Annotated in this window: 23 protein-coding genes; 18 read left to right on the top strand and 5 right to left on the bottom strand. The window is 44.0% G+C overall.

The genetic code is table 11. From position 1 onward, the window contains the following. The first annotated feature begins 98 nt into the window (after nucleotides 1–98). Complete coding sequence (locus tag A9Z07_RS16110; RefSeq protein ID WP_004774132.1) at nucleotides 99–605, top strand: hypothetical protein; 507 nt, start codon at nucleotides 99–101, stop codon at nucleotides 603–605. 265 nt (nucleotides 606–870) lie between these two features. Further along, nucleotides 871–2,163 (top strand): MFS transporter, encoded by a 1,293-nt coding sequence (locus A9Z07_RS16105; protein ID WP_069579837.1) that lies wholly within the window; start codon nucleotides 871–873, stop codon nucleotides 2,161–2,163. Between the two features lie 27 nt (nucleotides 2,164–2,190). On the opposite strand, the gene A9Z07_RS16100 is transcribed toward A9Z07_RS16105, so the two are convergent. Further along, nucleotides 2,191–3,609: a phosphate--AMP phosphotransferase gene (locus A9Z07_RS16100; protein WP_069579848.1), complete on the bottom strand. Its 1,419-nt coding sequence runs from the start codon at nucleotides 3,607–3,609 to the stop codon at nucleotides 2,191–2,193. Nucleotides 3,610–3,816: 207 nt separating this feature from the next. Here A9Z07_RS16100 and A9Z07_RS16095 point away from each other — a divergent pair, with 207 nt between their 5' ends. The 16 genes from A9Z07_RS16095 to A9Z07_RS16020 all read left to right on the top strand — a co-directional run bounded on the left by A9Z07_RS16095 (nucleotide 3,817) and on the right by A9Z07_RS16020 (nucleotide 20,926). Continuing rightward, the gene (locus tag A9Z07_RS16095) at nucleotides 3,817–4,524 is read left to right on the top strand and encodes an FFLEELY motif protein (RefSeq protein ID WP_205634340.1); all 708 of its coding nucleotides are present in this window, start codon (nucleotides 3,817–3,819) and stop codon (nucleotides 4,522–4,524) included. 211 nt (nucleotides 4,525–4,735) lie between these two features. Continuing rightward, nucleotides 4,736–5,677 carry a bifunctional demethylmenaquinone methyltransferase/2-methoxy-6-polyprenyl-1,4-benzoquinol methylase UbiE gene (ubiE, locus tag A9Z07_RS16090; RefSeq protein WP_004774123.1) on the top strand — a complete coding sequence of 314 codons (942 nt, stop codon included), beginning with the start codon at nucleotides 4,736–4,738 and terminating at the stop codon, nucleotides 5,675–5,677. Nucleotides 5,678–5,687: 10 nt separating this feature from the next. Then, nucleotides 5,688–6,362, top strand: coding sequence for an SCP2 domain-containing protein (locus A9Z07_RS16085; RefSeq protein WP_069579835.1), 675 nt, complete (start codon nucleotides 5,688–5,690; stop codon nucleotides 6,360–6,362). Between the two features lie 18 nt (nucleotides 6,363–6,380). Beyond that, complete coding sequence (locus tag A9Z07_RS16080) at nucleotides 6,381–8,000, top strand: ABC1 kinase family protein (RefSeq protein ID WP_069579834.1); 1,620 nt, start codon at nucleotides 6,381–6,383, stop codon at nucleotides 7,998–8,000. Nucleotides 8,001–8,267: 267 nt separating this feature from the next. Continuing rightward, complete coding sequence (locus A9Z07_RS16075; protein ID WP_069579833.1) at nucleotides 8,268–8,867, top strand: cytochrome b; 600 nt, start codon at nucleotides 8,268–8,270, stop codon at nucleotides 8,865–8,867. Nucleotides 8,868–8,975: 108 nt separating this feature from the next. Further along, nucleotides 8,976–10,292 (top strand): FAD-dependent oxidoreductase, encoded by a 1,317-nt coding sequence (locus A9Z07_RS16070; RefSeq protein ID WP_069579832.1) that lies wholly within the window; start codon nucleotides 8,976–8,978, stop codon nucleotides 10,290–10,292. 12 nt (nucleotides 10,293–10,304) lie between these two features. Further along, nucleotides 10,305–10,685, top strand: a complete 381-nt coding sequence (locus A9Z07_RS16065; RefSeq protein ID WP_069579831.1) for a VOC family protein — start codon at nucleotides 10,305–10,307, stop codon at nucleotides 10,683–10,685. A gap of 91 nt (nucleotides 10,686–10,776) precedes the next feature. Further along, a complete protein-coding gene (hisIE, locus tag A9Z07_RS16060) occupies nucleotides 10,777–11,544 on the top strand; it encodes a bifunctional phosphoribosyl-AMP cyclohydrolase/phosphoribosyl-ATP diphosphatase HisIE (protein ID WP_069579830.1) in 768 nt (255 codons plus the stop codon). A 9-nt stretch (nucleotides 11,545–11,553) separates the two neighbouring features. Beyond that, nucleotides 11,554–13,056, top strand: a complete 1,503-nt coding sequence (locus tag A9Z07_RS16055) for a UvrD-helicase domain-containing protein (RefSeq protein WP_004774114.1) — start codon at nucleotides 11,554–11,556, stop codon at nucleotides 13,054–13,056. Nucleotides 13,057–13,080: 24 nt separating this feature from the next. After that, nucleotides 13,081–14,463, top strand: a complete 1,383-nt coding sequence (locus A9Z07_RS16050; protein WP_069579829.1) for an ATP-binding protein — start codon at nucleotides 13,081–13,083, stop codon at nucleotides 14,461–14,463. Between the two features lie 250 nt (nucleotides 14,464–14,713). Beyond that, nucleotides 14,714–17,566, top strand: coding sequence for a monovalent cation/H+ antiporter subunit A (locus A9Z07_RS16045; RefSeq protein ID WP_005255459.1), 2,853 nt, complete (start codon nucleotides 14,714–14,716; stop codon nucleotides 17,564–17,566). Next, entirely contained in the window at nucleotides 17,559–17,927 is a 369-nt protein-coding gene (locus A9Z07_RS16040; protein WP_004774108.1) for a Na+/H+ antiporter subunit C, read from the top strand. The genes A9Z07_RS16045 and A9Z07_RS16040 overlap by 8 nt, the downstream gene beginning before the upstream one ends. Continuing rightward, nucleotides 17,927–19,738, top strand: a complete 1,812-nt coding sequence (locus A9Z07_RS16035; RefSeq protein WP_047431449.1) for a monovalent cation/H+ antiporter subunit D — start codon at nucleotides 17,927–17,929, stop codon at nucleotides 19,736–19,738. The genes A9Z07_RS16040 and A9Z07_RS16035 overlap by 1 nt, the downstream gene beginning before the upstream one ends. Further along, a complete protein-coding gene (locus A9Z07_RS16030) occupies nucleotides 19,738–20,268 on the top strand; it encodes a Na+/H+ antiporter subunit E (RefSeq protein WP_069579828.1) in 531 nt (176 codons plus the stop codon). The genes A9Z07_RS16035 and A9Z07_RS16030 overlap by 1 nt, the downstream gene beginning before the upstream one ends. Beyond that, entirely contained in the window at nucleotides 20,265–20,540 is a 276-nt protein-coding gene (locus A9Z07_RS16025; protein WP_069579827.1) for a monovalent cation/H+ antiporter subunit F, read from the top strand. Before A9Z07_RS16030 ends, A9Z07_RS16025 begins: the two co-directional genes overlap by 4 nt. An 11-nt stretch (nucleotides 20,541–20,551) precedes the next feature. Beyond that, the gene (locus tag A9Z07_RS16020; protein ID WP_004774101.1) at nucleotides 20,552–20,926 is read left to right on the top strand and encodes a Na+/H+ antiporter subunit G; all 375 of its coding nucleotides are present in this window, start codon (nucleotides 20,552–20,554) and stop codon (nucleotides 20,924–20,926) included. A 55-nt stretch (nucleotides 20,927–20,981) separates the two neighbouring features. Here A9Z07_RS16020 and A9Z07_RS16015 read toward each other — a convergent pair whose 3' ends face one another. Genes A9Z07_RS16015 through rimP form a run of 4 tightly spaced genes read right to left on the bottom strand, consistent with a single transcriptional unit; the run spans nucleotide 20,982 to nucleotide 26,154 of the window. Further along, on the bottom strand, nucleotides 20,982–21,383 hold the full coding sequence (locus A9Z07_RS16015; protein ID WP_004774100.1) for a ribosome-binding factor A: 402 nt from the start codon (nucleotides 21,381–21,383) through the stop codon (nucleotides 20,982–20,984). Next, entirely contained in the window at nucleotides 21,383–24,097 is a 2,715-nt protein-coding gene (infB, locus tag A9Z07_RS16010) for a translation initiation factor IF-2 (RefSeq protein ID WP_004774098.1), read from the bottom strand. Before infB ends, A9Z07_RS16015 begins: the two co-directional genes overlap by 1 nt. A 10-nt stretch (nucleotides 24,098–24,107) precedes the next feature. Further along, nucleotides 24,108–25,592, bottom strand: coding sequence for a transcription termination factor NusA (nusA, locus tag A9Z07_RS16005; RefSeq protein WP_004774096.1), 1,485 nt, complete (start codon nucleotides 25,590–25,592; stop codon nucleotides 24,108–24,110). A 37-nt stretch (nucleotides 25,593–25,629) separates the two neighbouring features. After that, a complete protein-coding gene (gene rimP / locus A9Z07_RS16000) occupies nucleotides 25,630–26,154 on the bottom strand; it encodes a ribosome maturation factor RimP (protein ID WP_004774094.1) in 525 nt (174 codons plus the stop codon). Nucleotides 26,155–26,372: the final 218 nt, after the last annotated feature.

Here is a 26,372-nt window from a genome sequence, read left to right as displayed (position 1 = left end):
TCACGTTAAATACACAATCCAACAAAAAAATTGTTTTGAAATTCACCATTCAATACGATTGAATGTACTATCAAGGGATAGACTTTAGGTATAACTTTATGAAAATTGAAAAAATTCCTGATTCCATTGACCCAAGTTTAAACTTGGAACAAATCCGTGACGAATGTTTAGAACTCGCTAAAAAACGTGCATATTGGTCCGCAGGTGCAGCAATTGTACCGATTCCATTCTTTGATGTGGTGGTTGATTTGGGCATGCTGACCCAGATTATTCCCGATATTAATGCCCGCTTTGGTTTGGCACCTGAACATATCAGTGTTTACGACCCTGAAACTAAAAAAGTTCACTGGGACGAACTACGTAAACGCGGATTTGAGTTTTCAGGTTTTGTGGTGGCGCGTACCGCGATGAAAAAGTCGTTTAATGGATTTTTCACCAAAATTGCCACTAAACAGGTGACTAAATTTATTCCTTTAGGCGGACAACTTGTGGCGGCCAGTCTCGGCTATTTCATGATGCGCAAAATCACTGAAGCGCATGTCCAAGATTGCTATAATCTGGCAAAACGGATTCAGCAAAAAAGCCGTAATACCATTGTTGCTTAAATCAAAAAATAAGCAGGTATCGATTTAAATACCTGCTTTTTATTGGTTTGGTCATGTGAAATGAAAAACTGAAAATTGCCCCTATTACTCGACCAAATTCATGTGTTATTTACTTCACACCTCAAGAGTCCTGTTTACATCACACCAACATATCCATAAAAAAACACCACAATTACGTTAATATTCACTTAATTTTTTAAGCTTTCATAAAGATTGTATTTTTAATCTCCACATCTCGATGATAATTAGATGATGGAGCGTCGTTGTGCAAACTAGCCAATCACCTTCTCGTGTCCGTGCGATTTTTAACGTGACCAGCGGGAACTTCCTTGAACAATACGACTTCTTCCTTTTCGGTCTCTATGCACAGGCGATAGGCGAGACTTTCTTCCATTCCGATAGCAGTTATGCCGCACTGATGAAAACCTTTTTGGTGTTTGCTGTCAGTTTTCTGATGCGTCCAATTGGTGCGCTGGTACTTGGTCCTTATGTTGACCGGATCGGTCGCCGTAAAGGTCTAATGGTGACTTTGAGCATTATGGCTTTTGGTTCTTTAATCATTGCATTTACGCCAAGCTATGCCAGTATCGGCTTTGCAGCCACAGTCCTTATTTTCGCGGGTCGGCTTGCGCAAGGTTTCTCTGCTGGCGTTGAACTTGGCGGGGTCTCGGTTTATTTGGCAGAAATTGCCGAGCCACATAACCGTGGTTTTATCACCAGTTGGCAATCGGCGAGTCAGCAAGTAGCAGTGATTTTCGCTGCTGTGTTGGGCTATATCGTCAGTGTCATTTTCACCAAAGCTCAGGTTGATGCATGGGCATGGCGCATTCCCTTCTTTGTCGGTTGTGCCATCATTCCATTTATCTTCTGGCTACGTAAGTCATTGGCTGAAACAGAAGCCTTTGCCTCCCGTAAAGAACATCCAAGCACTCGACAAATTCTCAGTACTTTGGCGGCCAACTGGAAAATTGTGCTGGCAGGTGTGTGTATGGTCGCGACGACAACAACGATGTTCTACTTTATTACTGTCTATACACCGACTTATGGTAAAGAAGTACTCCATTTAACCCGCACCGAAAGCTTAATCGCCACGATTATGGTTGGGCTAAGTAACTTTATTTTATTACCGATTGGTGGACATCTTTCTGACAAATTTGGTCGAAAACCACTGTTAATCACCACAACCTTGTTGATCTTTATCAGTGCTTATCCACTACTGAATTGGCTGACCCATACCATTAGCCTGTCGCATATGTTGATGGTGCTGTTGTGGTTCTCTTTGCTGTATAGCTTCTACAACGGCGCGCTGGTGGTTTCACTAGCTGAAATGATGCCGAGTTCAGTCCGCATTGCCGGTTTCTCCGTGGCTTATAGCTTTGCCACCTCGATTTTTGGTGGACTCACACCGATGATTGCAACCTATCTGGTACAGACCTCAGGCAATAAGAGCATGCCTGCTTTCTGGCTGATGTTCGCCGCAATCACCAGTTTAATCGCGACACTGATCGTATTCCGTCAGCATCGCAGTTATAGCGCCCAATTAGCGAGTAACAATTAATTTAATTGAAGTTAGCTGTAAGGCGGATTAGTCCGCCTTCAGTTGTTGCAAAATTGCTTTTAAAACCTGAATCCGTGCTGAATATTTATCATCCGTCGCAATTACATACCACGGTGCATAATCGGTATCGGTTCGTTCAAACATATCCGCTGCTGCCTTGAGATAATCATCCCATTTTTCGCGATTACGCCAGTCTTCTTCTGTGATTTTAAAACGTTTATGTGGTGTTTGTTCACGTGCCTTGAATCGGAGTGCCTGCTCGTCTTTACTAATTGCCAGCCAGATTTTGACAATCACCGTCTGGCTATCCACCAGATTTTCTTCAAAACGATTAATTTCACTATAAGCTCGTTGCCATTCTACTGTAGAGGCAAAACCTTCAATGCGCTCAACCAACACCCGCCCATACCAGGTACGGTCAAAAATGGTAATCTTGCCGCTATCATTTAATCTATTCCAGAAACGCCATAAATAAGGTCGGCGCAACTCATAGCGTTCAGGCGCAGCAATGGTATGGATTTCATATTCTCTTGGATCGAGTTTTTTGACGATGCGTTTGATCGCACCGCCCTTACCTGCTGCATCCATCCCTTCAAAGCAGATCACCACTTTGCGCTCATCAAAACGCAGCTTATCCGCCACTTTTTTGGTCAGCTTACTCAGTTCTTCTTTATAGTCTTCTTTTTCCAGACTGGCTTGCTCTGGTTCCAATAAGCGCTGTGGAATTTTTGCCTGTTGCCACTTCTGGGTCACTTTAGTCTGGTGTTCTGGCAACTCTTGCAAGGTTTGCAAAAGATATTGTGCGAAACATTGATCACGCAACTTTTCATCTTCGCCATCAATAATAAACCAGTCATCGGTAAAGCGTTGGCTCAAGCCCTGCAGGGTATCGTATTGTTTTTTATTCCGCCAATCCAGACCGTGTAATTTATGCCAGCGTTGTTCCGAAGCATCGATTTGGTCTAAGCGCTTTTGTAGCGATTTCCACGATAAATCAAACCAGACTTTGACAATATGTACATGATTATTTTGCAAATCATGTTCAAAAGCCCGCATTTGTTCAATATAGGCATCAAACAGATTTTCATCTAGTGGCTTGGACACATGCATCGCGGTGGTAAGCAAATCGCTATACCAGTTACCAAACATCACCACGATTTGCCCTTCAGCAGGAATAAATCGGGTGTAAGACTGCCAAAAAGGCTGGTTATTTGTTAAAAATTGCGGTGCATCAGCCTTTACCCGTAAATAACGTGGATCTAGCCATTCACGTAACTGTTTCACGGCCTCACCTTTACCAGCCAGCTCAATGCCACTCACCAGAACCAGAACACTTTTTGCATTTTTCTTATCACGGCTTTCTTTTAATGCATATTGCGCCTCAATCAGCTCTAAAGAGAGTTCATCTTCGTCACGTAATTCAAATGTGGGTTGTTGTTTACTCATGTGCTGCTCTAACTGGCTCATTATTAAAATTAAAATTGCTATGGTTCAAACTATAAATGTTCGCAGAAAAACCCGTGTACAGTTTATGTTGACTGTACCGACACGGCTATAGTGACTAATTATTAAGCATTTAAAGTTTATGCTGTCATGGTTCTCCGCTATGATGATGCCTATGATTTTATCGTTTTATTTCCTTTGAGTTCGAACATGTCAAAACTCGCTGCATTTGATCAACTTTTATTACAATATCAATCTTTGAATTACCACCAGAATCCAGCGATTGCGCAGAGATTGCATGAAGTACAGGCATGGATGAAAGCACGTATTGCCGAGACGCATGCAGAGTTCTTTGCCGAACCCAAGAACCAGCTTATGGCAGCGTACTTTTTAAATCGCTTATATGGTGGGCCAGACTTTGATGCAATGGCGCAACAAATCGAACGTCTGCTCAAATATGCCCATAAAGCCGAAAGCCTTCTCCCGGAAAATGCGATTAAAACAGGCACTAAATCAGTGAGCTTAGCGGTACTTGCAACACGACTCGATGAGCAAGTTGCCCAGCAATTGTTAGAAGATTATCCCCTCGAAACCCCTTTAACGGATGAGATCATGCGCCAGACCTTGATTAAACTCGATCAGGGTGAAGCGCGTTATGAACAACTCCAGTTGCTGGATGAATTAGGCCTGACGCTTGATAAATATATGCGTTCAACCATGATGTATGCTGCCTTTAAAATGTGCAAAGGCATCGCACATAAATACCAGTTTGATGGCATGTATGAGTTTATTCAGGAAGGTTTCGCTGCGATGAAACCCATGAAATCTGCGGCAACCTTTATCAAAACCTTCAGTGAAAAAGAGCGTGAAATTATTGATAAAGTTCATGCAGGACACCCAAATCCATTCCGTGACTAGGATAAGTCTGCTTCTATTTCAGCCACGCACATGATGGCTGAAATAGAAAAATGAGTCTTTTCAAATCTTAAGAAAAATTAAAACCCTTTTGAGAAAGTGACTTTCTGTATATTATTCATATCAATTACATGCGAAACCCTGTAAAAAGATACAAAATCTGTCATCATGCTTGCTGATTCGTGCCGCTAGAGCGAAAGTTTAGGAGAAAACAATGTCTAACGAAAACCAACAGCCTACCCCAGAAGTTGAGCAAAACCCAAGTTCAGACAAAGTCAGCCCTTTCTTAAACACACCACTTCCACAAGGCACACCACAAGGTCAGCAACAGTCTTTACAACAAGATGCAGCGCCGACCTCAACAGGTTCAATCCCAAAATATAATTTGCCGCGCGGCGCCAATACAGGCAACGTTGGTGCAACTACACACTTCGGTTATCAAACCGTGAGTAGTGATGACAAGGCACAAAAAGTTGCCGAAGTGTTCCATTCCGTTGCCAGCAAATACGACATCATGAATGACTTGATGTCATTTGGTATTCACCGTCTATGGAAACGCTTTGCGATTAATATGTCAGGCGTTCGTCGTGGTCAGCACGTACTCGATATCGCTGGCGGTACAGGCGATTTAGCCAAAGTATTCAGTCGTGAAGTTGGGCCGCAGGGTCATGTTGTTTTATCAGACATCAATGAATCAATGTTAAATGTCGGTCGTGATCGTCTGATTGATGCAGGCTGCACCAACGTTGATTTCGTACTTGCCAATGCTGAAACTTTAGAGCCATTTGCAGACAACAGTTTTGATTTAGTCACCATCAGCTTTGGTTTGCGTAATGTGACCGATAAAGATGCTGCGCTACAAGCCATGTATCGCGTGCTTAAGCCAGGCGGCCGCTTATTGATTCTTGAGTTTTCTAAGCCAGTGTTTGAGCCATTCTCAAAACTGTATGACCTTTATTCATTCACAGCATTGCCGATCATGGGCAAACTGGTTGCCAATGACTCGGAAAGCTATAAATATCTGGCTGAATCGATTCGTATGCACCCAGACCAGCGTACCCTGAAAGGGATGATGGAAAATGCAGGTTTCCAAAGCTGTGACTATCACAACTTAACAGGTGGTATTGTTGCGGTTCATCGTGGATTCAAACTTTAAGGTTTAAGATATGTGGTCGATTTTAGCACTCGGTGCAGTCGAACGTATCATTCATCATGTGATTGATTTGGATGCGATTACTCGCATTCAACTTAATCAGTTACAAGGTCAATTATTACGTGTTGTGATCGATAGTCCACAACTCTCAGTTGATGTTTTTTTTGATGAAAATAGAGTTCGTCTAGAACCGACCGTGACGGGACAAAGTCAAAGCCCTTCTATTTTTGAACAGCGCCCTTTTGATCCTCAGCATAAACTTACGGATGCAACAGCAACCTTACATGTTGAAAATACGGTTGAGCTGGTTAAATTATTGCTCAGCGACATGGATCAGATTGGCAATATTCCATTGCAAGGTGATTATCACTTATTGCAGGATATTCAAAAAATCATGCAGCAAGCAGAGCCAGATCTCGCAGCGCATTTATCCCCGTGGATCGGTCCACAACTGGCACATGAGTTGGGTAAAGTGCAACTTGCACCGAAACAGTTAAAACGCTCACTACAAAGCCATTTATTTTTTGTTGAAGATGCCTTAAAAGAAGATAGCGGTTTATTTGCCCCACGTTGGCAAATGGATGATCTCAATCGAGAGACCCGCCAACTCAATCAGGAAATTGATCGTCTGGAAGCCAAGCTTCAGCAGCTCAATGCTCAATTCAATCCACAAAAGCAACCCACATAAGACTAGGTAAGACTTTATATGATTCCGCATGTTACACGGTTACACGAACTCTGGCGTATCGCAGCACACTATCGCCTTGATACCCTGTTCCCTGCGGAAGAATTACCTGTTAAAGCACGTCATGCATTAAATATCATTAAAATGCATCCCGCGGCTTGGTCAAGTCGTGAAAAGAAGAATCCGCTTAAACTGAAAGAAGCACTTGAAGAAATGGGGCCGCTGGCGATTAAGCTGGGACAACTGTTGTCTACACGCCGCGACCTGATTCCACCAGAAGTATTATCGCAACTGGTGTTATTACAAGATCAAGTCAAGCCCTATGACACCCAACTGGCAAAACAACGGATTCAGGAGTCACTTAAAGCAGATGTGACCACCCTGTTCTCCCGCTTTGATGAACAACCGCTTGCTGCCGCTTCGATTGCACAAGTGCATACAGCAGCTTTGCATGATGGTCGCGAAGTCGTAGTGAAGGTCACTCGTCCTGATATTCGCAGTCAAATTTTACAAGACTTTGAAATTCTGGCTTGGTTAGGTGACTGGCTGGAAAACCGTTTGGAAGCAGCCCGTGCCTTGCATCTGACAGAGATCATTCAAGACTATCGTCAAATCATTTTAAATGAACTTGATCTAAGTCTAGAAGCAGATAATACCCGTCGTATGCGCCATTACTTTACGGGTTCAAGCATGATGTACGTGCCTGAAGTTTATATGGACAGTAAAGACGTGATGGTGGCGGAACGTATTACTGGTGTGCCGATCTCTGACATCGCGACCTTTGACCGTTTAGGCATGGATCGTGCGGATCTGGCAGAAAAAGGCCTGACCATTTTCTTCACCCAAGTATTCCGAGATAATTTTTTCCATGCAGATATGCATCCGGGAAATGTCTTTGTCGAGACCATTAACCCAAGCAATCCACGCTTTATTGCGCTGGACTGTGCCATCATGGGTGAACTGTCCAAACATGACCAGATGACGGTTGCACGTATGTTGCTTGCCGTAATGAACAGCAACTTTATGCAATTGATTCAAATCGTGCATCAGGCAGGCTGGATTCCACCGGGTACGGATCAGGATGCATTATCGCGTGAAATGCGCCGTACTGTTGGGCCAATGGTTTCAAAGCCGATGGATCAACTGGATTTTGCAGGTATCCTGATTCAGGTCATGGATATTGCCCGTCGTTTCCATCTGGAAATTCCACCACAACTCATGCTACTGCTCAAGACACTGGTGCATGTGGAAGGTTTGGGTACTGATCTTTATCCGCAACTGGATATCTGGAAACTGGCAAAACCGATTCTGACCGAATGGGTGAAAGCCAATATGAACCCCGTCAAGAATGTCAAAGAACTGGGCCAGCAAATCCCAGATCTGTTACTTGGCGCGCAAGACATTCCAAGCCTGTTGATTGATAGTCTGAATGGTTTAAAAAACCAGTCTGCATGGCATGACAAGCAACTCCGTGAAATCCAGCAAATGCGTTTGCAAATGCAGCAACAGCAACGTCGTAGCTGGATGTTTGGCAGCACCATGCTGATTTTGTTAACCATTGCCATTATTACACCATGGTTTATTTCCATTGTCCTGATTGTGCTAAGTAGCCTGTTGGCGCTTTGGCGTATTGCGAAATAAATTCTGCTTTAAATCAAACAAAGGCTATATCGATAGATATGGCCTTTCTTTTTGCCCTCAAATTCATTTTTTCTTAAAACCCAGCAAAAACGCAGCCAATTTTCAATTTAAAAATCATTTCAGGAAAATTTTATATTGAACTTAGGCCATCCTTACCTAAGCCCTTTTCCTGTTTTGAGAAGTAGATGATCATTTTTTGCTGATTGCTCATCGAAGTTACGACTAAGGCAATCAAATTAAAAAAAACAGATGTGAAAGGATGCAAATTTGAGTTTAAGGAATAGCGCAGAGAATTACGGCACAATTGCAAAATGGCTACACTGGACCACAGCATTGCTATTTTTATGTGCCTATTGCAGTGTTTATTACCGCCATTGGTTTACCGAAAAAGGTACAGCTGAAAACTGGACTGCTCTACAAATGCATCTTTCTGTCGGGGTAAGTATTGCAGTGCTTGTCACCCTTCGCATGATCTGGCGTCTCAGCAATCCACAACCGAAGTTAGAACCTGCCAGCCCGCTCATGACTTTTGCAGCGCATGCAGGGCATTTTGCCTTATATGCCATTATGATTATTGCACCATTAACAGGCTATTTAGGTACTAGTGTAAATACGGAATTCTTTTTCCTGTTTGAGATTCCCCAATTTGAGCATACAGCCCTGTTCCAAAGCTCGATTTCACAAGGCTTGGGCTTAACCTTTGAAGAATTTGAGCAACCGATTGATTTTATTCATAAGCAAATTCTTGGACAATGGCTGATCTGGATGTTGATCCTCGGGCATGCAGGCGCAGCGCTATATCACCACTTTATCAAAAAAGACCGCACCCTCCTCAAAATGACCACTGGGCAAGATCAACCTAAATAAACCCATCTATTATTTAAAAAAGCGCTTAGATTTTCATTTTTAAAAAGTCGTGCAGATCAGTTAAGATCATCACTGAATGCTCCAATAAAGACTTTATAAGAATAAGCAATGAAAACTCCACACTTTGCGATTGTCGGTGCAGGTACTGCTGGACTTGCCACAGCCATTTTACTTGCACGTGCAGGCAATCAAGTCACGCTATTTGAACAGGTTGATGAACTTTCCCCTGTGGGTGCAGGTTTACTTTTACAACCCGCAGGTTTAGCCGTATTTGAACATCTAGGTGTACTTGAATCTGCACTAAAATTAGGCGCGAGAGTCACAGGATTAGAAGGTCAGCTTGCAGATAAACGACTGCTGGTAAATAGTCATTATCGTGAGGCAGGCAGCAATCTGTATGGACTCGGCATTCATCGTGCAACTTTATGTCACGTTCTCATCCAAAAGCTGGCTGAATATTCTAGTCATGTCACTTGGCGGATGAATCACTCGATCGACCAGATTCAGGAAAGTGCCCATGAAGTTCGGCTATTCGGTACGTATCAGCAACAGAAATTTGATGAACATTTTGATGCGGTACTGATTGCCAATGGTGCACGTAGCCAGTTACGCCCTAAAGCATGGGTAAAAGTGGATCAGGCTTATCCGTGGGGTGCAGCATGGAGTATCGTGCCAGAATGCCCAAAATTAAATCCTGAAATTTTGCATCAATTTTATGACCGCTCAAAAATCATGATGGGTGTGCTGCCTACAGGTGCAATCCCGACCGCTCCACAGCAACGCCTTTCTAGCGTGTTCTGGAGTTTGCCTACCCCGCAACTGGGCGCTTTTCTAAAAGATGAATCAGCGAAACAACAATGGTTAAAGCAAGTCGGCGATCGTTGGCCTGAAGTTGGAGAATGGCTCAAACAGCTTTTGGCAAATGAGCAGAATCAACCGCAATGGCTATCCGCTCAATATCGTGATGTGGTGATGTCACAATTTGGACAAGGTCGAATCGGTGTGATCGGTGACGCTGCCCATGCCATGAGTCCACAACTGGGACAAGGTGCCAATATGGCTTTACTGGATGCATGGGCCTTTTCTCAATCCTTACAGGCTGCAACCCATCATCAGCAAACTGACTGGCCGATGCTCTGGCAACACTACCATCAACATCGACATTCTTCGACCCAGTTCTACCAGTTTCTCAGCCGATTATTAACGCCATTGTATCAATCTGATCATTGGTGGGCGGGCGGCATACGTGATCTGACTTTCCCCTGGATGTATCAAATTCCCTACTTCCGTAAAGAAATGGCAATCACCATTTCAGGTCTAAAAACAGGACTATTTCAACAACTGGATTATCAGCAAGTGGCACATTATGCTGGATCAAACCATACATTGAAAAATACCAATGCATCTGTCCCTGAATATGAATGAGCACAGTGAAATATGAAAATTAGCCATCTAGATCATTTGGTTCTGACCGTTGCCGATATTGAGACAACTTGTAATTTCTATCAATCTGCCCTGAACTTTAAAGTCATTGATTTCGGTGAAAACCGCAAGGCATTACAATTCGGCACTCAAAAAATTAATCTGCATCAAGCAGGCAAAGAGTTTGAACCTAAAGCATTTCGACCGACCGCAGGTTCAGCCGATTTATGTTTTATTGCGGAAACACCACTCAATGAAGTAATTGCACACCTTCAGGCACAGCAGATTGAAATCATTGAAGGTCCTGTGCAAAGAACAGGTGCGATGGGAAAAATCCTTTCGATTTATTTTCGTGATCCAGATCAGAATTTGATTGAAATCTCAAACGCTCTTTAATGCCCTATCCACGATTTTTTACCCCACAAGCATAGCCAACCCCAGCCACAAACGCTACACTAGCTGCTTTCCACCCAATGGATTTTCACTCATGTCAAACTGGTTAGATGAAGTTAAATTTGATTCCAATGGTCTTGTTCCTGCCATTGCACAACATCATCAAACTGGTCGAGTGTTAATGGTTGCGTGGATGAATCGTGAGGCTTTGCAACTCACTGCTGAAAAAAATCAGGCGGTGTATTACTCGCGTTCACGTCAAAAGTTGTGGCACAAAGGTGAAGAGTCCGGGCACTTTCAAACCGTGCATGAAATTCGTCTCGATTGCGATGCCGATGTCATTATTCTACAAATTGAACAGCATGGTGGCATTGCCTGTCATACGGGCCGTGAATCTTGCTTCTATCGCAAGCTCACCCCACAAGGTTGGGAAATCGTAGATGCCCAACTCAAAGATCCAACAGCGATTTACGGCGCATCTGCAAAAGTTGAAGCACATGATCACGTTCAAAGTGAACAGGTTGATGTGCTTGCTTATCTCGGGCGTTTGATGCAAGAACGCAAAAATGCCAAAGCAGATAACTCTTATGTTGCCAGCCTGTACAAAAAAGGCATCAATAAAATTTTAGAAAAAGTCGGTGAGGAAAGTGTCGAAAGCATTATCGCTGCCAAAGATTATGCAGTACATGCCTCACTAGAAAATAAACACGATCTGGTTTATGAGGTCGCTGATCTCTGGTTCCACAGTATTGTCATGCTGGGTTATTTCGACCTTGATCCGCAAGTGGTACTGGATGAGCTAGCACGTCGCCAAGGTTTGTCTGGTTTAGTTGAAAAAGCGAACCGTAGTAAAGAAGCGTAAATAGAGCCTGTGTCAAATATAGAAAAACCAAAAGCCACCTATGAGCAAGCCATTGCCATAGACAATGCCCGTTTAGGTCAATCTTTTAAAGTGATTGCGTATGCTGGCACAGGTAAAACCACCACTTTGCAAATGATCAGTGATGCCATGCCTGAGCGGCGTGGTATGTATCTGGCCTTTAACAAGGCGATTGCTTCAGAAGCACAGAATAAATTTCATGGCAACGTAAACTGTCGTACCTTCCATTCACTGGCATTTCGCAGTGTTCCACGTGGAGTCACCGACAAATTACGTCTGCCCCGTCTCAGCCCAAGTTTTATTGCCAAAGAATATCGCTTAGAGCCAATTACCCTACGCCGTCTGATGGGCGGACGTTATGAAAAATATGTGTTGATGCCCAGCCGTCTAGCCAGTCTGGTGGCCAATGCGGTGAGCTACTTTTGCTCAACCAGTTCCCAATACCCTGCACCACGACATATTCAGGCACCGAGCTGGTTACATCTGGATGATATTGAAGCCTTACAGCAGCACCTTTACCCTGCGGTAGAACGCCGTTGGTTGGAATCGATTGATCCGAATCATCAGGCTGGTATCGGGCATGATATTTACCTGAAACTATGGGCCTTATCAGAACCGAATATTCCTGCCGATTATGTGCTGTTCGATGAAGCACAGGATGCAGACCCATTGATGTTGGGCATTTTACTGCGTCAAAAAAGTACCCAAGTGATTTATGTTGGTGATGCGCATCAGCAAATCTATGCATGGCGTGGTGCAATCAATGCCATGCAACAAATGCCTTTGCCTGAAAGTCGTCTCACCACTTCTTTCCGTTTTGGTGAAGCGATTGCTGATGTTGCCAACAGCTTGCTCGGTGCATTGAATGAAACCGTTCCCTTACTCGGTAATCCAAATGTAAAATCGAGTGTGGTGAATAAACCGCACACCAAAATGCGTGATGCCATCCTCTGCCGTACCAATGCCCGCGCGATGGAGTTACTGCTTTCTGGTCTAGTACATGGCGATAAAGTCAGTCTGCAAGCCGATCATCAAAAACTCAGCCGCTTTGTCGATGCCGCAAGTTTGCTGAAACAAGGTAAACGCATTACAGATGTGCCTGAACTGGCTTGGTTCAACTCATGGCATGATGTGCATGAATATTGTGAAACCAATGATGGTAGCGATATCAAACCTTTAGTGAAGCTGGTGGATGATCACGGGACTGAACCGCTGAAAAAAGCATTGGCAAAAATTACGCCGATTGAACAGGCGGATTATGTCATTTCAACTGCACACAAAGCCAAAGGTCTGGAATGGAACCGGGTTCATATCGAAGACGATTACCAATTTAAAATAAATGGAATGGAACATAAAATTACAGATGAAGAGTTAAGACTACTTTACGTGGCCTGCACGCGTGCTAAAGTAAGTTTAAATATTCATCATTTATACGACTTAATACAACAATTAAAACAGCGGGCGCCCTCAAGTCTTCGTCAGTCAGCAGGTTAAAGCGCTCATGATTGAGGTCAGCTTATGCAACTTGAATCGGTTCTATTTAAACACATCGGGATGTTTCGGGATTTAAAACTCGATTTCTATCCTGAACAACACCCCATTACCTTGATTCTGGGTGATCAGGCCACTGGTAAAAGCACGATTTTAAAAAATATCTACCAAAGCCTGACCTGGTTTTCTGCACGCTATAAAGATATACGCACCGCTGGGGTAGTGATTGCCGATCAGGATATTCTGTTAAATAGACTACAAGCCAAAATCCAGATTCATGTCCGCATGAGCAGCGAGCTGAATGGCGCTTTGCCTGAAAGTAGTACTGCACAGACCGAAGATACACAAACTTGCATGTGGAAGTTGTACAAAACCTTCAATGCACAAGGTGTTGGCATCAGTCAGGTGGAAACCCAGCAACTCGACCAACTGGTAACGCTGTACCAGAAAACCAATCAGCAGGATCCGCTACTTGGCTTGCCATTGATCGCCTATTATCCCGCTGAACGCTTTGTACAAGATATTAATTTACAAAGTAAAAATACGCCAGGGACTTTGCAGGAAATTGCCGCCTATGATCTGACTGCAATTCCTTACACCACTTTTGCGCGTTTTTTTGAATGGTTGCGTGAAATCAGTGATGTGGAGAATGCGCATTCGGCTCACATTGTCAGACGCTTAATGGGCAACGATTTTAATCAGCAAAACCAGTCAGAAATTTTGCAAGAATTGCAGCAGGAACTGGTCAATCATCCTAAACAGTTATCTGCACCGAATTTGTATGCCTTGAAAAGCAGTCTGCAAACTGTTTTTCCCGAACTGAATGATATTTACATTCAATACGTTCCCAAACTTCAGTTAATGGTGCGCTATCAGGAAAAGACGCTGCCATTTCAACTGCTTTCTGCTTCGATGAAAGCATGGATTGCGCTGGTGGGAGATATTAGCCGACGATTGTGTTTATTGAATCAGCATTGTTTTAATCCCTGTCTGGAAGGTGAAGGCATTTTGCTGATTGATCAGATTGATCATCAGCTCGACCAGCATATGTGTGCTGAAATTCTGGCGCGCTTACATGAAGCATTCCCTCGTCTGCAAATTATTAGCACAGGCAACCGCGATGCTTTGCTTGAGCATGCTGCGCAATACCAATGCCTGAAACTGGATCAAAAAGGCATTTATGAAATCGATCTGGACGCATCCCAACAGCAACTTTCAGCCTTGTATCAAGAGTTAGCGCAAGCAGAAGAAATGAGCTTAATCGAACAACAAAATTTGCTCCAAGCTGATCCTTTATCGAACAAAGTGGATGATTTATTTCATCAGATTCAGGGTCTAAATGAACAAGAAAAGAGCGATTTAATCAACTTGCTCAAGATAGATGACACCCCTCAGGAGAGCCCACTTTAAACGATTGCCCGAACTGGATAATTCTGTGGTTTAAAACAAAAAGTGTTGTTATTTTCATGTAATAACATCAGATTTTTATTGATGTTTTGTAGTAAAATAAATCTCATTTTTTATTTTCAAGTTGTGCAATACAACTTGCTGCCTCCGTTAACTTGATTGGGCTTCAAGATTTAAAGTTTTTGGTATTCTCTTTGAGTGCCTGTAAGTCTTGAAAAAAATTCACCCTTAGGTCTCGACCTAAATCATCGACATGGATACCAGTGTGCTACCGATTATTATCCTATTACCGCTCATACTCGGCACCACCCTTGTCTCACAATTGCAACGTATTTCACGGGGCGTGACGGCACTTGGGGCGATTGGCATCAGCCTTAGCTGTTTTATTTTACTTCTTACTCAGGCAGAAACGGTTCTTCAGGGCAATACCCTGCAACAAAGCTGGGACTGGCTTCCACAGCTTGGAATCAATCTTAGTTTTCGCCTAGATGCATTAGGTTTATTGTTTGGTCTGCTGATTAGCGGTATCGGCACACTCATTTATATTTATGCCTATTATTATCTCAGCCCGAAGAACTCGCTCAGTAAACTCTATCAATTATTAATGCTGTTTATGGCAGCAATGCTCGGGATTTCGCTCTCCAACAACCTGATCCTGTTATTGGTGTTTTGGGAGTTAACCAGTATTTCCTCTTTCCTGCTGGTCGGTTACTGGAGTCAGTATGATGCTGCCCAGCGTGGTGCCCGTATGGCACTTACGATCACAGGAATGGGTGGTTTGGCAATGCTGGGGGGCTTTGTCTTACTGGGTCAAATCACAGGCACCTATCAAATTGATCAACTGGTGCTGATGAAAGATACCATTCAGCAACATGAGCTTTTTGTTCCGACCTTACTGTTAATTTTACTTGGGGCTTTCACCAAAAGTGCGCAGTTCCCGTTTCACTTCTGGTTACCCAATGCCATGGCGGCACCCACGCCTGTTTCGGCCTACCTGCATTCGGCAACAATGGTTAAGGCAGGGATTTTCCTGCTGGCACGTTTAGCGCCTATTTTTATTGGTGCTGCGCTATACCACAACATCGTTACTTTTGTCGGTTTATTCACATTGTGTATGGCCGCAGGTTTTGCGATTTTCAAAGAAGATCTCAAAGGACTACTGGCTTATTCGACCATTAGTCATTTAGGTCTGATTGTCTGCTTACTCGGTATCGGTTCACCGCTCGCAGTTGCAGCGGCTGTATTCCACATCATTAACCATGCCACCTTTAAAGCGGCATTGTTCATGATTGCAGGGATTATCGACCATGAAACGGGTACACGTGATTTACGTAAGCTCAGTGGCGTTTGGCAACTGCTTCCATTCACTGCCACCCTGACCATGATCACCGCTGCATCTATGGCAGGCGTTCCACTGACCAATGGTTTCATCTCCAAAGAGATGTTCTTTACTGAATTACTGGCAAATCTATCTGGCCCAGTCATGGTGATCTCAGCGATCGTTGCGACCTTGGCAGGTATTTTTGCGGTGAGTTATTCGATTCGTCTGGTTCACGGTGTCTTCTTCGATGGCCCACTTGGTAAACAGGTTCCAAATAAAGATGCGCATGAACCACCATTAGGCATGCGCTTACCTGCAATCATTCTTGCGACTTTATGTATCTTGGTCGGTATCCTCCCTGCCCTACTCGCTGGCACGCTCGTGAATAGCGTAACACGTGCAAGTTTGGCTCAACCTGAATTTGAAGGTGTGCATCTTGCGATTTGGCATGGGATTAATGCACCGTTGCTAATGAGTGTGATTGCCTTGATTGGTGGGGCATTGTTCTATTTCGCACTAGCGAAAGACGGACGCATTCGCAAGATTGATCTTGATCCTCATTTGGGTAAATTTCAGGGCAGAGTCCTATTCGATCTATTCCTGAAACATTTACTGCTCAGCAGTCGCCGCATGAAGCAGACCACCGAAAATGGTTCTCTGCAAAGCTATCTGCTCTGGATCGTCCTCTTTAGTATTGTCATGGTGGCACTGCCGCTGTTGAATCAGGGACTCACCACAGGTACACGAGAGCTGACACATGCACCGTGGGTGGCTATCGTTTTATGGCTCACATTGTTCTCTGGTTGCTGGATGATGCTTTGGTTCCATCATGAACGAATCAAAGCGGTTCTAATCAGTGGTGCGGTTGGTTTAGTGGTGACCATGGTTTTCGTGACCATGTCTGCACCTGACCTTGCATTAACCCAAATTACCGTAGACGTTGTTACGACGGTTTTACTGTTAATGAGTCTGTCGTTATTACCGCAACTGACGCCATATGAATCAAGTCGTTCACGTCGCTGGAGAGATGCAAGTCTGGCAATCGCAGGCGGTTTAGGGATTGGCTGGATTGCATGGTTGTTACTGACACGTGACCATAATTCAATTTCATGGTTCTTCATGCAACAGGCGATTCCACTTGGCGGTGGATCAAATGTCGTCAACGTTATCCTCGTGGACTTCCGTGGATTCGATACCTTCGGTGAAATCACCGTATTGGGCATCGCGGCAATTGGTGCGCTGTGCTTGATGGATGGCATGCGTGCGCATGGCACGACTATGACACAAGGTCTGACTTATCGTTTTAACCCATCTCCACTGATGTTACGTATTACTGCGTCATGGATCTTGCCACTTGCACTTGTAGTCAGTGTGTATATTTTCATGCGCGGTCATAACCTTCCAGGTGGTGGCTTCATTGCGGGCTTAATTACCTCAATGGCCTTGGTGATCCAGTACATCGTGCTGGGACAAGACCAGACTGAACAGATGATCAAAGCCAAATCTGGACGTCTTTATGAATTGTGGATTGGTTCAGGTTTAACCATTGCAGGCTTAACTGGTATTGCAGCTTGGTTCTGGGCGCGTCCATTCCTCACCAGTGCACATATTTATGTGGAAGCACCTTTACTCGGAAAAATGCACCTTGCATCGGCTGTTGCCTTTGATACTGGTGTCTATATTACCGTTGTAGGGGCTGCCATGTTATTGATCTCGGTCTTGGGGGACTCACGTCACTCCAGTATGTCAGGCCCGATCCCAAGTGGAGATAAAGAAAATGGTTAGTATTGAATTTTTACTCGCTTCAGGGATTGGTTTATTAACGGCAACAGGTATTTATTTAATTCTACGTGCCAGAACGTTTCCTGTTGTGCTTGGCCTTGCCATGATTGGTTATGCGGTCAACCTGTTCCTGTTCGCAATGGGGCGCTTGCAAATTAACGCCCCTGCTGTTTTGACACAAGCCACCAAAGTCACCGATCCATTGCCACAGGCACTGGTCTTGACGGCTATTGTCATTGGCTTTGCAACCACAGCATTTATTGTGCAACTTGCCTTACGCAGCCGTTATGAATCAGGTACTGATCATGTCGACTCCAAAGAAGAACCTACCTTGACTTATGACCCACGTGAGGATGAGCCATAATGTTTGATTTTTATACTTTCTGGCACGCTCACGCTCCGATTATCAGTATTCTAATTCCGGCTTTTACCAGTTTTATCTTGATTTTACTGGGTAATCCGGGTGCAGGTTCTTTAAAACACGATTGGCGTCAACCTTGGCGTCGCGGTATCAGTCTGGGTTCAGCAATTTTAGGTCTGATCACCGCAATCAGTTACCTCTCGATTGCCAGTACCGGCCAAATCACGGTTTATCAACTCAGTGAATGGTCTGCACCTTTTGGTATTGTTCTGGTTCTCGATCAACTCTCTGCATTTATGCTGGTGCTCACTTATCTTCTTGCCGTACCTGTAATCTGGTTCGCAAGCGATAACTGGGACACGCGTGGACGCTATTTCCATACCATGGTGCATTTCCTGTTGATGGGAATCGCAGGTGCATTCCTCACAGGCGACTTGTTCAACTTATTCGTATTTTTTGAAATCCTGTTGATGGCTTCGTATGTGTTGCTATTACACGGTCAAGGTCGTCCACGTTTTCAACTCGGAATTCACTACGTCACCATTAACTTACTTGCCTCTGCCCTGTTCCTGATCGGTTTAGGGATGATCTATGGCAGTGTAGGTAGCTTAAATATGGCCGATGTCGGTCGTCTTGTACCGACCTTGGATGGTGATCAGCACAAACTTGCAATTGCAGGTGGTTTTTTACTGTTTGTGGTATTTGGTATTAAAGCAGCCATGCTACCTGTCGGCTTCTGGTTACCAAAAACCTATGCCGTTGCCAGTACGCCTGTTGCAGCACTGTTTACCATTATGACCAAAGTCGGCATCTACGCGATTTTACGTGTCAATGGAACCGTGTTTGATGATGCTATGGCACAGAGCATTTTCAAGAATTGCTTATTGGTCATAGGCTTAATTACTTCACTGTATGGTGTGGTTGGCGCAATTGGTGCTGAACGTCTCCGTCGTTTTGTCGGCTTTATGGTGTTGTCATCGATTGGTACCTTGCTGATTGCAATTGCCATGTTCAATACAGCAGCATGGGCTGCGGCACTCTATTATTTGGTACACAGTACCTTAATCGCAGCCGCATTCTATTTATTCTGTGGCTGGATGACATCACAACGTGGTTCTTTCAAAGATCATTTGAAAGTTGCACCTAAAATCAAACAGGAAAAAGCAGCAGCATTTACCTATTTCATCATTGCGTTAATGTTGGCTGGTTTACCACCTTTCAGTGGTTTCTTGGGCAAAGTCTTTATTTTACAAGCCACAGCTGAAACGCCCTATCAAGGCTGGATCATTGCAGTCATCTTGATTGTCAGCTTGCTCAGCATTATCGCGCTGACACGTGTTGGTTTTATTCTGTTCTGGCGCGCAACGCCTCCAGAAGAAGACCAGAAAGAAGCTGCTTATGCCGAATATCAGGCCTTACCTGAAGTTGCACCAAAACGTAATGACAAGGCAATCTACATTCTGCTTGCCAGCTTGATGGCCTATGTGGTTTTTGCTGCGCCAATACAAAGCTATACCACAGCAACTGCTCAGCAAATCCAGAACCATGCATTGTATAACCAGACTATTCTGAAAAATGATGCACAAGGTCGTCCAATCAGTGTTCAGCCTTACGATCCAAGCTATTTGCCTGAAACTAAATATGGTGGTGAAGTAGAAGATCATAATGCCGTATTGATTCCGGATATTATTTCCAAGCCGACCTTACAAGGTGAACATATTTCCGAATATAAACAGCGTCAAATCGCTGGGCAGGTTTTAGAAGCACCGACCATTCCAAATAACACGCAGTTAAAACCAATGGAGGATCACTAATGCAAAAATCATCTTTGCTTGACCGTTGGTTCCCACATCCATTTGTGTCTGTTCTGATTTTCCTGAGCTGGCTAATGCTGGCTCACAGTCTGGATGCAACTGATATTTTAATTGCCGTGATTCTGGCAGTCGGGATTGCACGTTTAGTGAGTCCATTTATTGCCAGAACACCACATATTCACTGGACGCCTGCCATTAAACTGGTTTTTGTGGTGCTTTGGGATATCGTGATCTCTAATTTCCGTGTTGCTAAAATGGTACTCGGACCAATGGATCAATTGCATCCTAAATGGTATCGCGTTCCATTGGAAACCGAACACGAACAAGTGAATACCTTGCTGGCAATGATCATTACCACCACACCGGGTACAGTTTCGGCGGGTATTGATCAGGAACGTGGTGATATTCTGGTGCATGCGCTCAGTACCGATAATGCCGAGCTAGATATTCAGGACATCAAAAAGCGCTATGAAATGCCTTTAATCGAAATCTTTGACGTGAAGATTACAGCAGAAGGAGCAACCAAATGACTATTTTACCTTATACATTGGGTATTGGTTTAATTGCGATCACCATCTCTATGTTCATGTGTCTGATTCGTCTGATTGTCGGCCCTTCTGTGATTGACCGCTTGCTGGCACTGGATACACTCTTCCTGAATGCTACCTGTTTAATCGTGGTATTGGGCATTTATTGGGTCAGCACCAATTTATTTGAAGGCGCACTTCTGGTGGCGATGCTGGGCTTTGTTTCAACCGCTGCCCTCGCCCGCTATTTCACAACCGGTCACGTGATTGATTAAGGAGCTCCAGCATGCAATTGATTTTTGAGATTATCATTTCATTCTTTGTGGTGTTTGGCGCATTCTTTATGCTGGTCGGTTCGATCGGCATGATCCGCCTGCCAGACTTATTTATGCGTCTACACGCACCGACCAAATCCAGTACGCTGGGCCTCGGGAGCTTCCTGATCGCTGCAATGATCTTCTCAGCGACACAAGGCCGTTTTGGTTTTGCAGAGCTGCTGATTACTTTATTTGCATTTATCACTGCGCCAGTATCAGCGAATTTGATGGCTCAAGCGGCAATTCACTTACGTTTACGCTCAACCAGTGGTGATGTACCAGAAGCGTTAAATCGTCCTCTTCCTTGGCAACGCTACCGTCGTCATCCTTTGAAGAAAGATTAACACTTTTATTCAGCGCATAAAAAAGCCACCCGAAGGTGGCTTTTTTTATATCTATTTACTTTTGTTCATCTTGCTCTTGTTCAGGCAGATCTTTAACCGCTTCAGCAATCAGACCAAACATATAGTTACCATAGGCATTGGTCTTGTCGTAATGGAAACGCAATCTTGGCGTAATACGTGTCTTGATACGACGACTCAACTCATGACGCAGGAAACCAGATGCTTTATTCAAGACATCTAAGGTTTCTTTATTTGCAGCTTCACTTTGGTCATCACCAAGTTCACGGCCCATTACAGTGACATATACTTCAGCATATCCCATATCTGCACTGACTTTCACGGCTGAGATGGTCACAAGACCACCCAGACGTGGATCTTTAAGCTCCTGACGGATAAGCTCAGACAACTCACGCTGTACCGAATCCGCCATGCGCTTTAAGCGTTGGCTACCCGCCATTAAAGACTCCGTTTAATCAATTGAACATCATACACTTCGATCTTGTCTTGTGCCTTGATGTCTTTATAGCCTTTGACTGCAAGACCACATTCCATACCAGCACGAACTTCTTCAACCACTTCTTTATAGCGACGAAGAGATTCAAGCTCGCCTTGGAACACAACCACGTCATCACGTAATACGCGAATTGGCTTGTTACGGTGTAATACACCTTCAAGTACCATACAGCCTGCTGCTGCACCAAACTTACTTGAGTGGAAGACTTCACGCACTTCAGCAACACCCAAGATTGTCTCACGGTGTTCAGGTGCAAGCTTACCGCTCATTGCAGCTTTCACATCGTCAATCAATTGATAGATGATGCTGTAGTAACGAATATCGATACCATCTTGGTCAGCTTTTTGACGTGCTGTATTGTCGGCACGTACGTTGAAGCCTAACAATACTGCTTCTGAAGATTCAGCCAACGTTACGTCTGACTCGGTGATTGCACCTACGCCAGAACCGATTACACGGACTTTAACTTCATCAGTTGCAAGCTCATCAAGTGCAACATGCAATGCTTCCAAAGTACCGCGTACGTCAGTTTTGAGTACCACGTTAACTGTTGGAACATCTTTTTTGCCCATTGATGCCATGATGTTTTCAAGACGCATCGAGCTTGCGCGCTCAAGACGTTTTTGACGTTCACGGTCTGCACGAGCATCAGCAACTTCACGTGCTTTCTTCTCGTCATTGACAACAAGAACTTCATCACCCGCCATTGGCGCTTCTGGTAAACCTAAGATTTCTACAGGAATTGATGGACCTGCAGAAGTGATACGCTGACCATTTTCATCTGACATTGCACGTACACGACCATACGATGAACCTGCCAATACAAGGTCACCAATGTTCAATGTACCGTTTTGTACAAGAATCGAGGTTACTGCACCACGGCCTTTATCAACACGTGCTTCAATAACAACACCTTGTGCCGCACCTTCAGCAGAAGCTTTAAGTTCCATCAATTCAGATTGGATCAGGATCAGGTCAAGTAAACCATCGATACCTTCACCAGAATGTGCAGATACTTTAGCGATTGGAACATCACCGCCCCACTCTTCAGGTACGATACCTTTGGTGGTCAATTCGTTTAATACGCGATCTGGATCAGCTGATTCTTTATCCATTTTGTTGATTGCAACAATGATTGGCGTACCAGCAGCACGCGCATGGTCAATTGCTTCAGCTGTTTGTGGCATTACACCATCATCAGCAGCAACAACAAGTACCACGATATCAGTTGCTTTCGCACCACGTGCACGCATAGACGTAAACGCTGCGTGTCCCGGTGTATCTAAGAAAGTAATAATGCCTTTCTCAGTTTCAACATGGTAAGCACCAATGTGCTGAGTAATACCACCCGCTTCGCCCGCTGCCACTTTAGAGCGACGGATACGATCCAATAATGACGTTTTACCATGGTCAACGTGACCCATGATTGTAACGACTGGTGGACGAGTTGTTTGCTCACCACGTGCTTCTTCAGCTGCAACCAATAAGTTATCTTCTGCTTGTGTATCAGAAACTAATACTGGGTTGTGACCCAATTCTTCAACGACAAGTACAGCGGTATCTTGATCAATCGCTTGGTTCTGAGTAACAAGCTCACCCATTTTCATGAGGGTCTTGATTACTTCACGAACTTTAACAGCCATTTTCTGTGCAAGATCGGCAACAATGATTTTCTCACCAATCTCTACATCATAAACCTGTTTCTTCACAGGCTTTTCAAAACCATGCTTGTTGGCTTGGCTTGTTTTCAAGCCGCGCTTGTGATGGCTCTTGCTAAAGCTTTGTTCAGACTGAGCATCGCCACCACGACCGCCTTTCTTACCACCACGTGGGTTTGCAGTCGCGCCACCGCGTTTGATTTCACGGTCTTCCTTATTGAAAGAATCTTCATATGCCTGACCAACAAGACCAGCAGCTAAAGGTGAATCATCAATCACACGAATGGTTGCAGTTGCATCATCATTTGAATATTTTGATGCCATCTGACGCATTTGCTCAAGCGTACGTTGCTGCGCTTCTTCAGCTGCTTTACGACGTACTGCTTCTTCAGTCGCTTTCAACTGAGCAGTTTGCTCTTCACGTGCTTTTTTCTGTTCTGGTGTTTCTGTAGGGCGAACAACAGGGGCTTTAATGACCTTGTCGCTATTACGCTTTTTCACCACAACAGCTGCTTTCGCAGTAGTTTGACCTGAACTATCAGAAGTATGCGCTGCACGCATTGCTTCTAATGTTGCATTTGCTTTTTGTTCAGCGCTATGACGAGCTTTTTGATCTGCTTCATCACGTACTTTTTGTTCAGCACGTACTTTAGCATCTGCTTCTACACGCGCTTTTGCTTCAGCTGCAAGTAACTCTGGATTTGGCTTAGCAAAAACTTGTTTCTTGCGAACTTCAACATTAATGCTTTTTGCTTTACCTGAAGTACTTGTAACTTTAGCAGTACTCGTTGTTTTACGTTTCAACGCAATCTTTCCTGTGTTACCACTTTCCTGACCATGTACTTTTTTCAAGTGATTGACCAAAGTATCTTGCTGTTCAGTGGTAATAATGTCATCTGCTTTACGCTGTGGTAAGCCTGCTTCGCGAACCTGTTCCAGGAGTTTCTCTACAGGACGTTCTACACTGAGTGCTAACTCTTGAATCGACTTGTCCGTCATCTATTATCTCCTAGTTAAACCATGATTCACGTGCTTTCATGATTAACTGACCCGCTTTGTCATGACCTAAACCTTCGATATCAGAAATATCGTCAGTTGCCTGGTCTGCCAAATCATCAACAGTAACCACACCACGCGCCGCCAATGCATACGCAATCTCAGTTGTCATACCTTCCATACCGAGAAGTTCTGCACTTGGCTCTTGAATATTTTCTTGCTGTTTCAATGCATCCGTCAAAGCAGCTTCTTTCGCACGACTCTGTAGCAATTCAACCAAATCAGCTTCAAGCTCGATTTCGTCAAATGTTTCAGCTGGAACGTAAGCAATCTCTTCTAATGAAGTGAAGCCCATTTCAACCAATGCCATTGCCAAGTCTTCTTCAATATCAAGACGTGTAATAAACATGTCTAAATATTGCTGTGCTTCATTTTGCTGACGAGCACGATACTCTTCTTCTAACATCATGTCGAGTTTATAACCCGTCAATTCAGATGCTAAACGAACATTTTGCCCTTGCGAACCAATTGCACGCGCTAACTGATCATTGGTTGCAAAGATGATGTCAGCACTACGTGCATCTTCATCAAGGACAATACCTGATACATCAGCTGGCTCTAACGCACTTGCGATATATTGTGCTGGATCATCAGACCACACCACCACATCAATACGCTCACCGTTCAACTCTTGCTGTACAGCTTGGATACGTGTACCACGCATACCAATACATGCACCTACTGGGTCAATACGATGGTCATTGGTTTTCACTGCAATTTTAGCACGAACACCCGGTTGACGCGCTGCTGCTTTAATTTCGATGATTTCTTCAGAAATTTCTGGAATTTCTTTCTTCATCAATGCAATCAGCATTTCAGGACGTGCACGAGACAATAATAATTGTGCACCACGACCTTCACGGTTTACATTGTACAAAATTGCATTGATACGCTGTTTAGGACGTAAAATTTCTTTGTGAATGGTTTCTTCACGCGCCAAGTAAGCTTCAGCGTTGTCACCAAGATCAATGATAAAGCCATCTTTGGTTTGCTTTTTCACTTCACCGTAAATCAACTCACCGACTTTAGATTCATACGCATCTGCAACCAGTGCACGCTCTGCTTCACGAATCTTCTGTACGATCACTTGCTTAGCGATTTGCGCAGCAATACGACCAAACTCGATTGATTCAACTTCAAGCTCACGCACATCACCGATTGACCATTTCGCAGGGTCTACATCAGAAATTGCGTCTTGGCATGCTGGCATTTCATGATCTTCATCCGCAACAACTGTCCATTGACGGAAGGTACGGTAATCACCAGTTTTACGATCAATCTCAACACGGAGTTGAGCTTCTTCAGAATGTGTGCCTTCGTAAAACTTTTTCTTCGTTGCCGCAACAAGTGCTTGCTCTAACGCTTGGAAGATCGCTTCACGACTAACACCTTTTTCATTACTAACCGTTTCTGCAACGGTAAGAATTTCGCGGCCCATAAGTCACCTACCGATTTCTTATAAAATTAAGTTAATATTAGTCTTGATAGATTAAATTTGCTTTATCAATATTATTACTATCAATTTCAAGCACATGATTACCTTCAACTTCAACCTGAATGATTTCATTTTCCAAGTCTACAGAAAGTAATTTCGCCTGAAATTTGCGACGGTTCTCGACAGCAGCAATTAATCGTAAAGCCACTTGTTGCCCGATATAGGCAGGTAATTGATTAAGTTGGAAAAATGGACGATCCCAACCCGGTGATGATACTTCTAAAGCATATTCACCCGAAATTGGATCATGGACATCAAGCATTGCACCCACTTGTTGTGTTACCAGAACACAATCCTGAACGCCAATACCACGCCCGAGTTCAACTTCACCATCTTCATTGAGGACAGGTTCAGCATTTTCATCTACGACTTTATCTATATAAATACGTAGTAAAGAACGCTTACCTTGTGGCAGGAATTCAATCCCCCACAGATCTACACCACACGCAGCTACAGCTGGCGCAATAAGATCATGCAATGCTTGTGATTTATTTGATAATTTCATGTACTCTCGTCGCTCTTATACGAGCCAATCAATCTTAACCGTATAGTGAAGCACGACTATTTGACCAATTGATGTCGAACAACTACACGATAGCTAAACAACCAATAAAAAAGGGCGTAAATCGCCCCTATGTTACACAGAAAAGCTTAGCCCACTGTGCAAAAAGGCCCACCTTATTGTGAGCCTCTTTTTAGAAACTTGGTAGCGGGAGCTGGATT

Origin of the sequence: Acinetobacter sp. YK3, from assembly GCF_001729365.1 — a bacterium.
GTDB classification, from domain to species: domain Bacteria; phylum Pseudomonadota; class Gammaproteobacteria; order Pseudomonadales; family Moraxellaceae; genus Acinetobacter; species Acinetobacter vivianii.
Note: the sequence above shows the minus strand (reverse complement) of the source record. Positions and strands in the feature narration are given on the sequence as shown.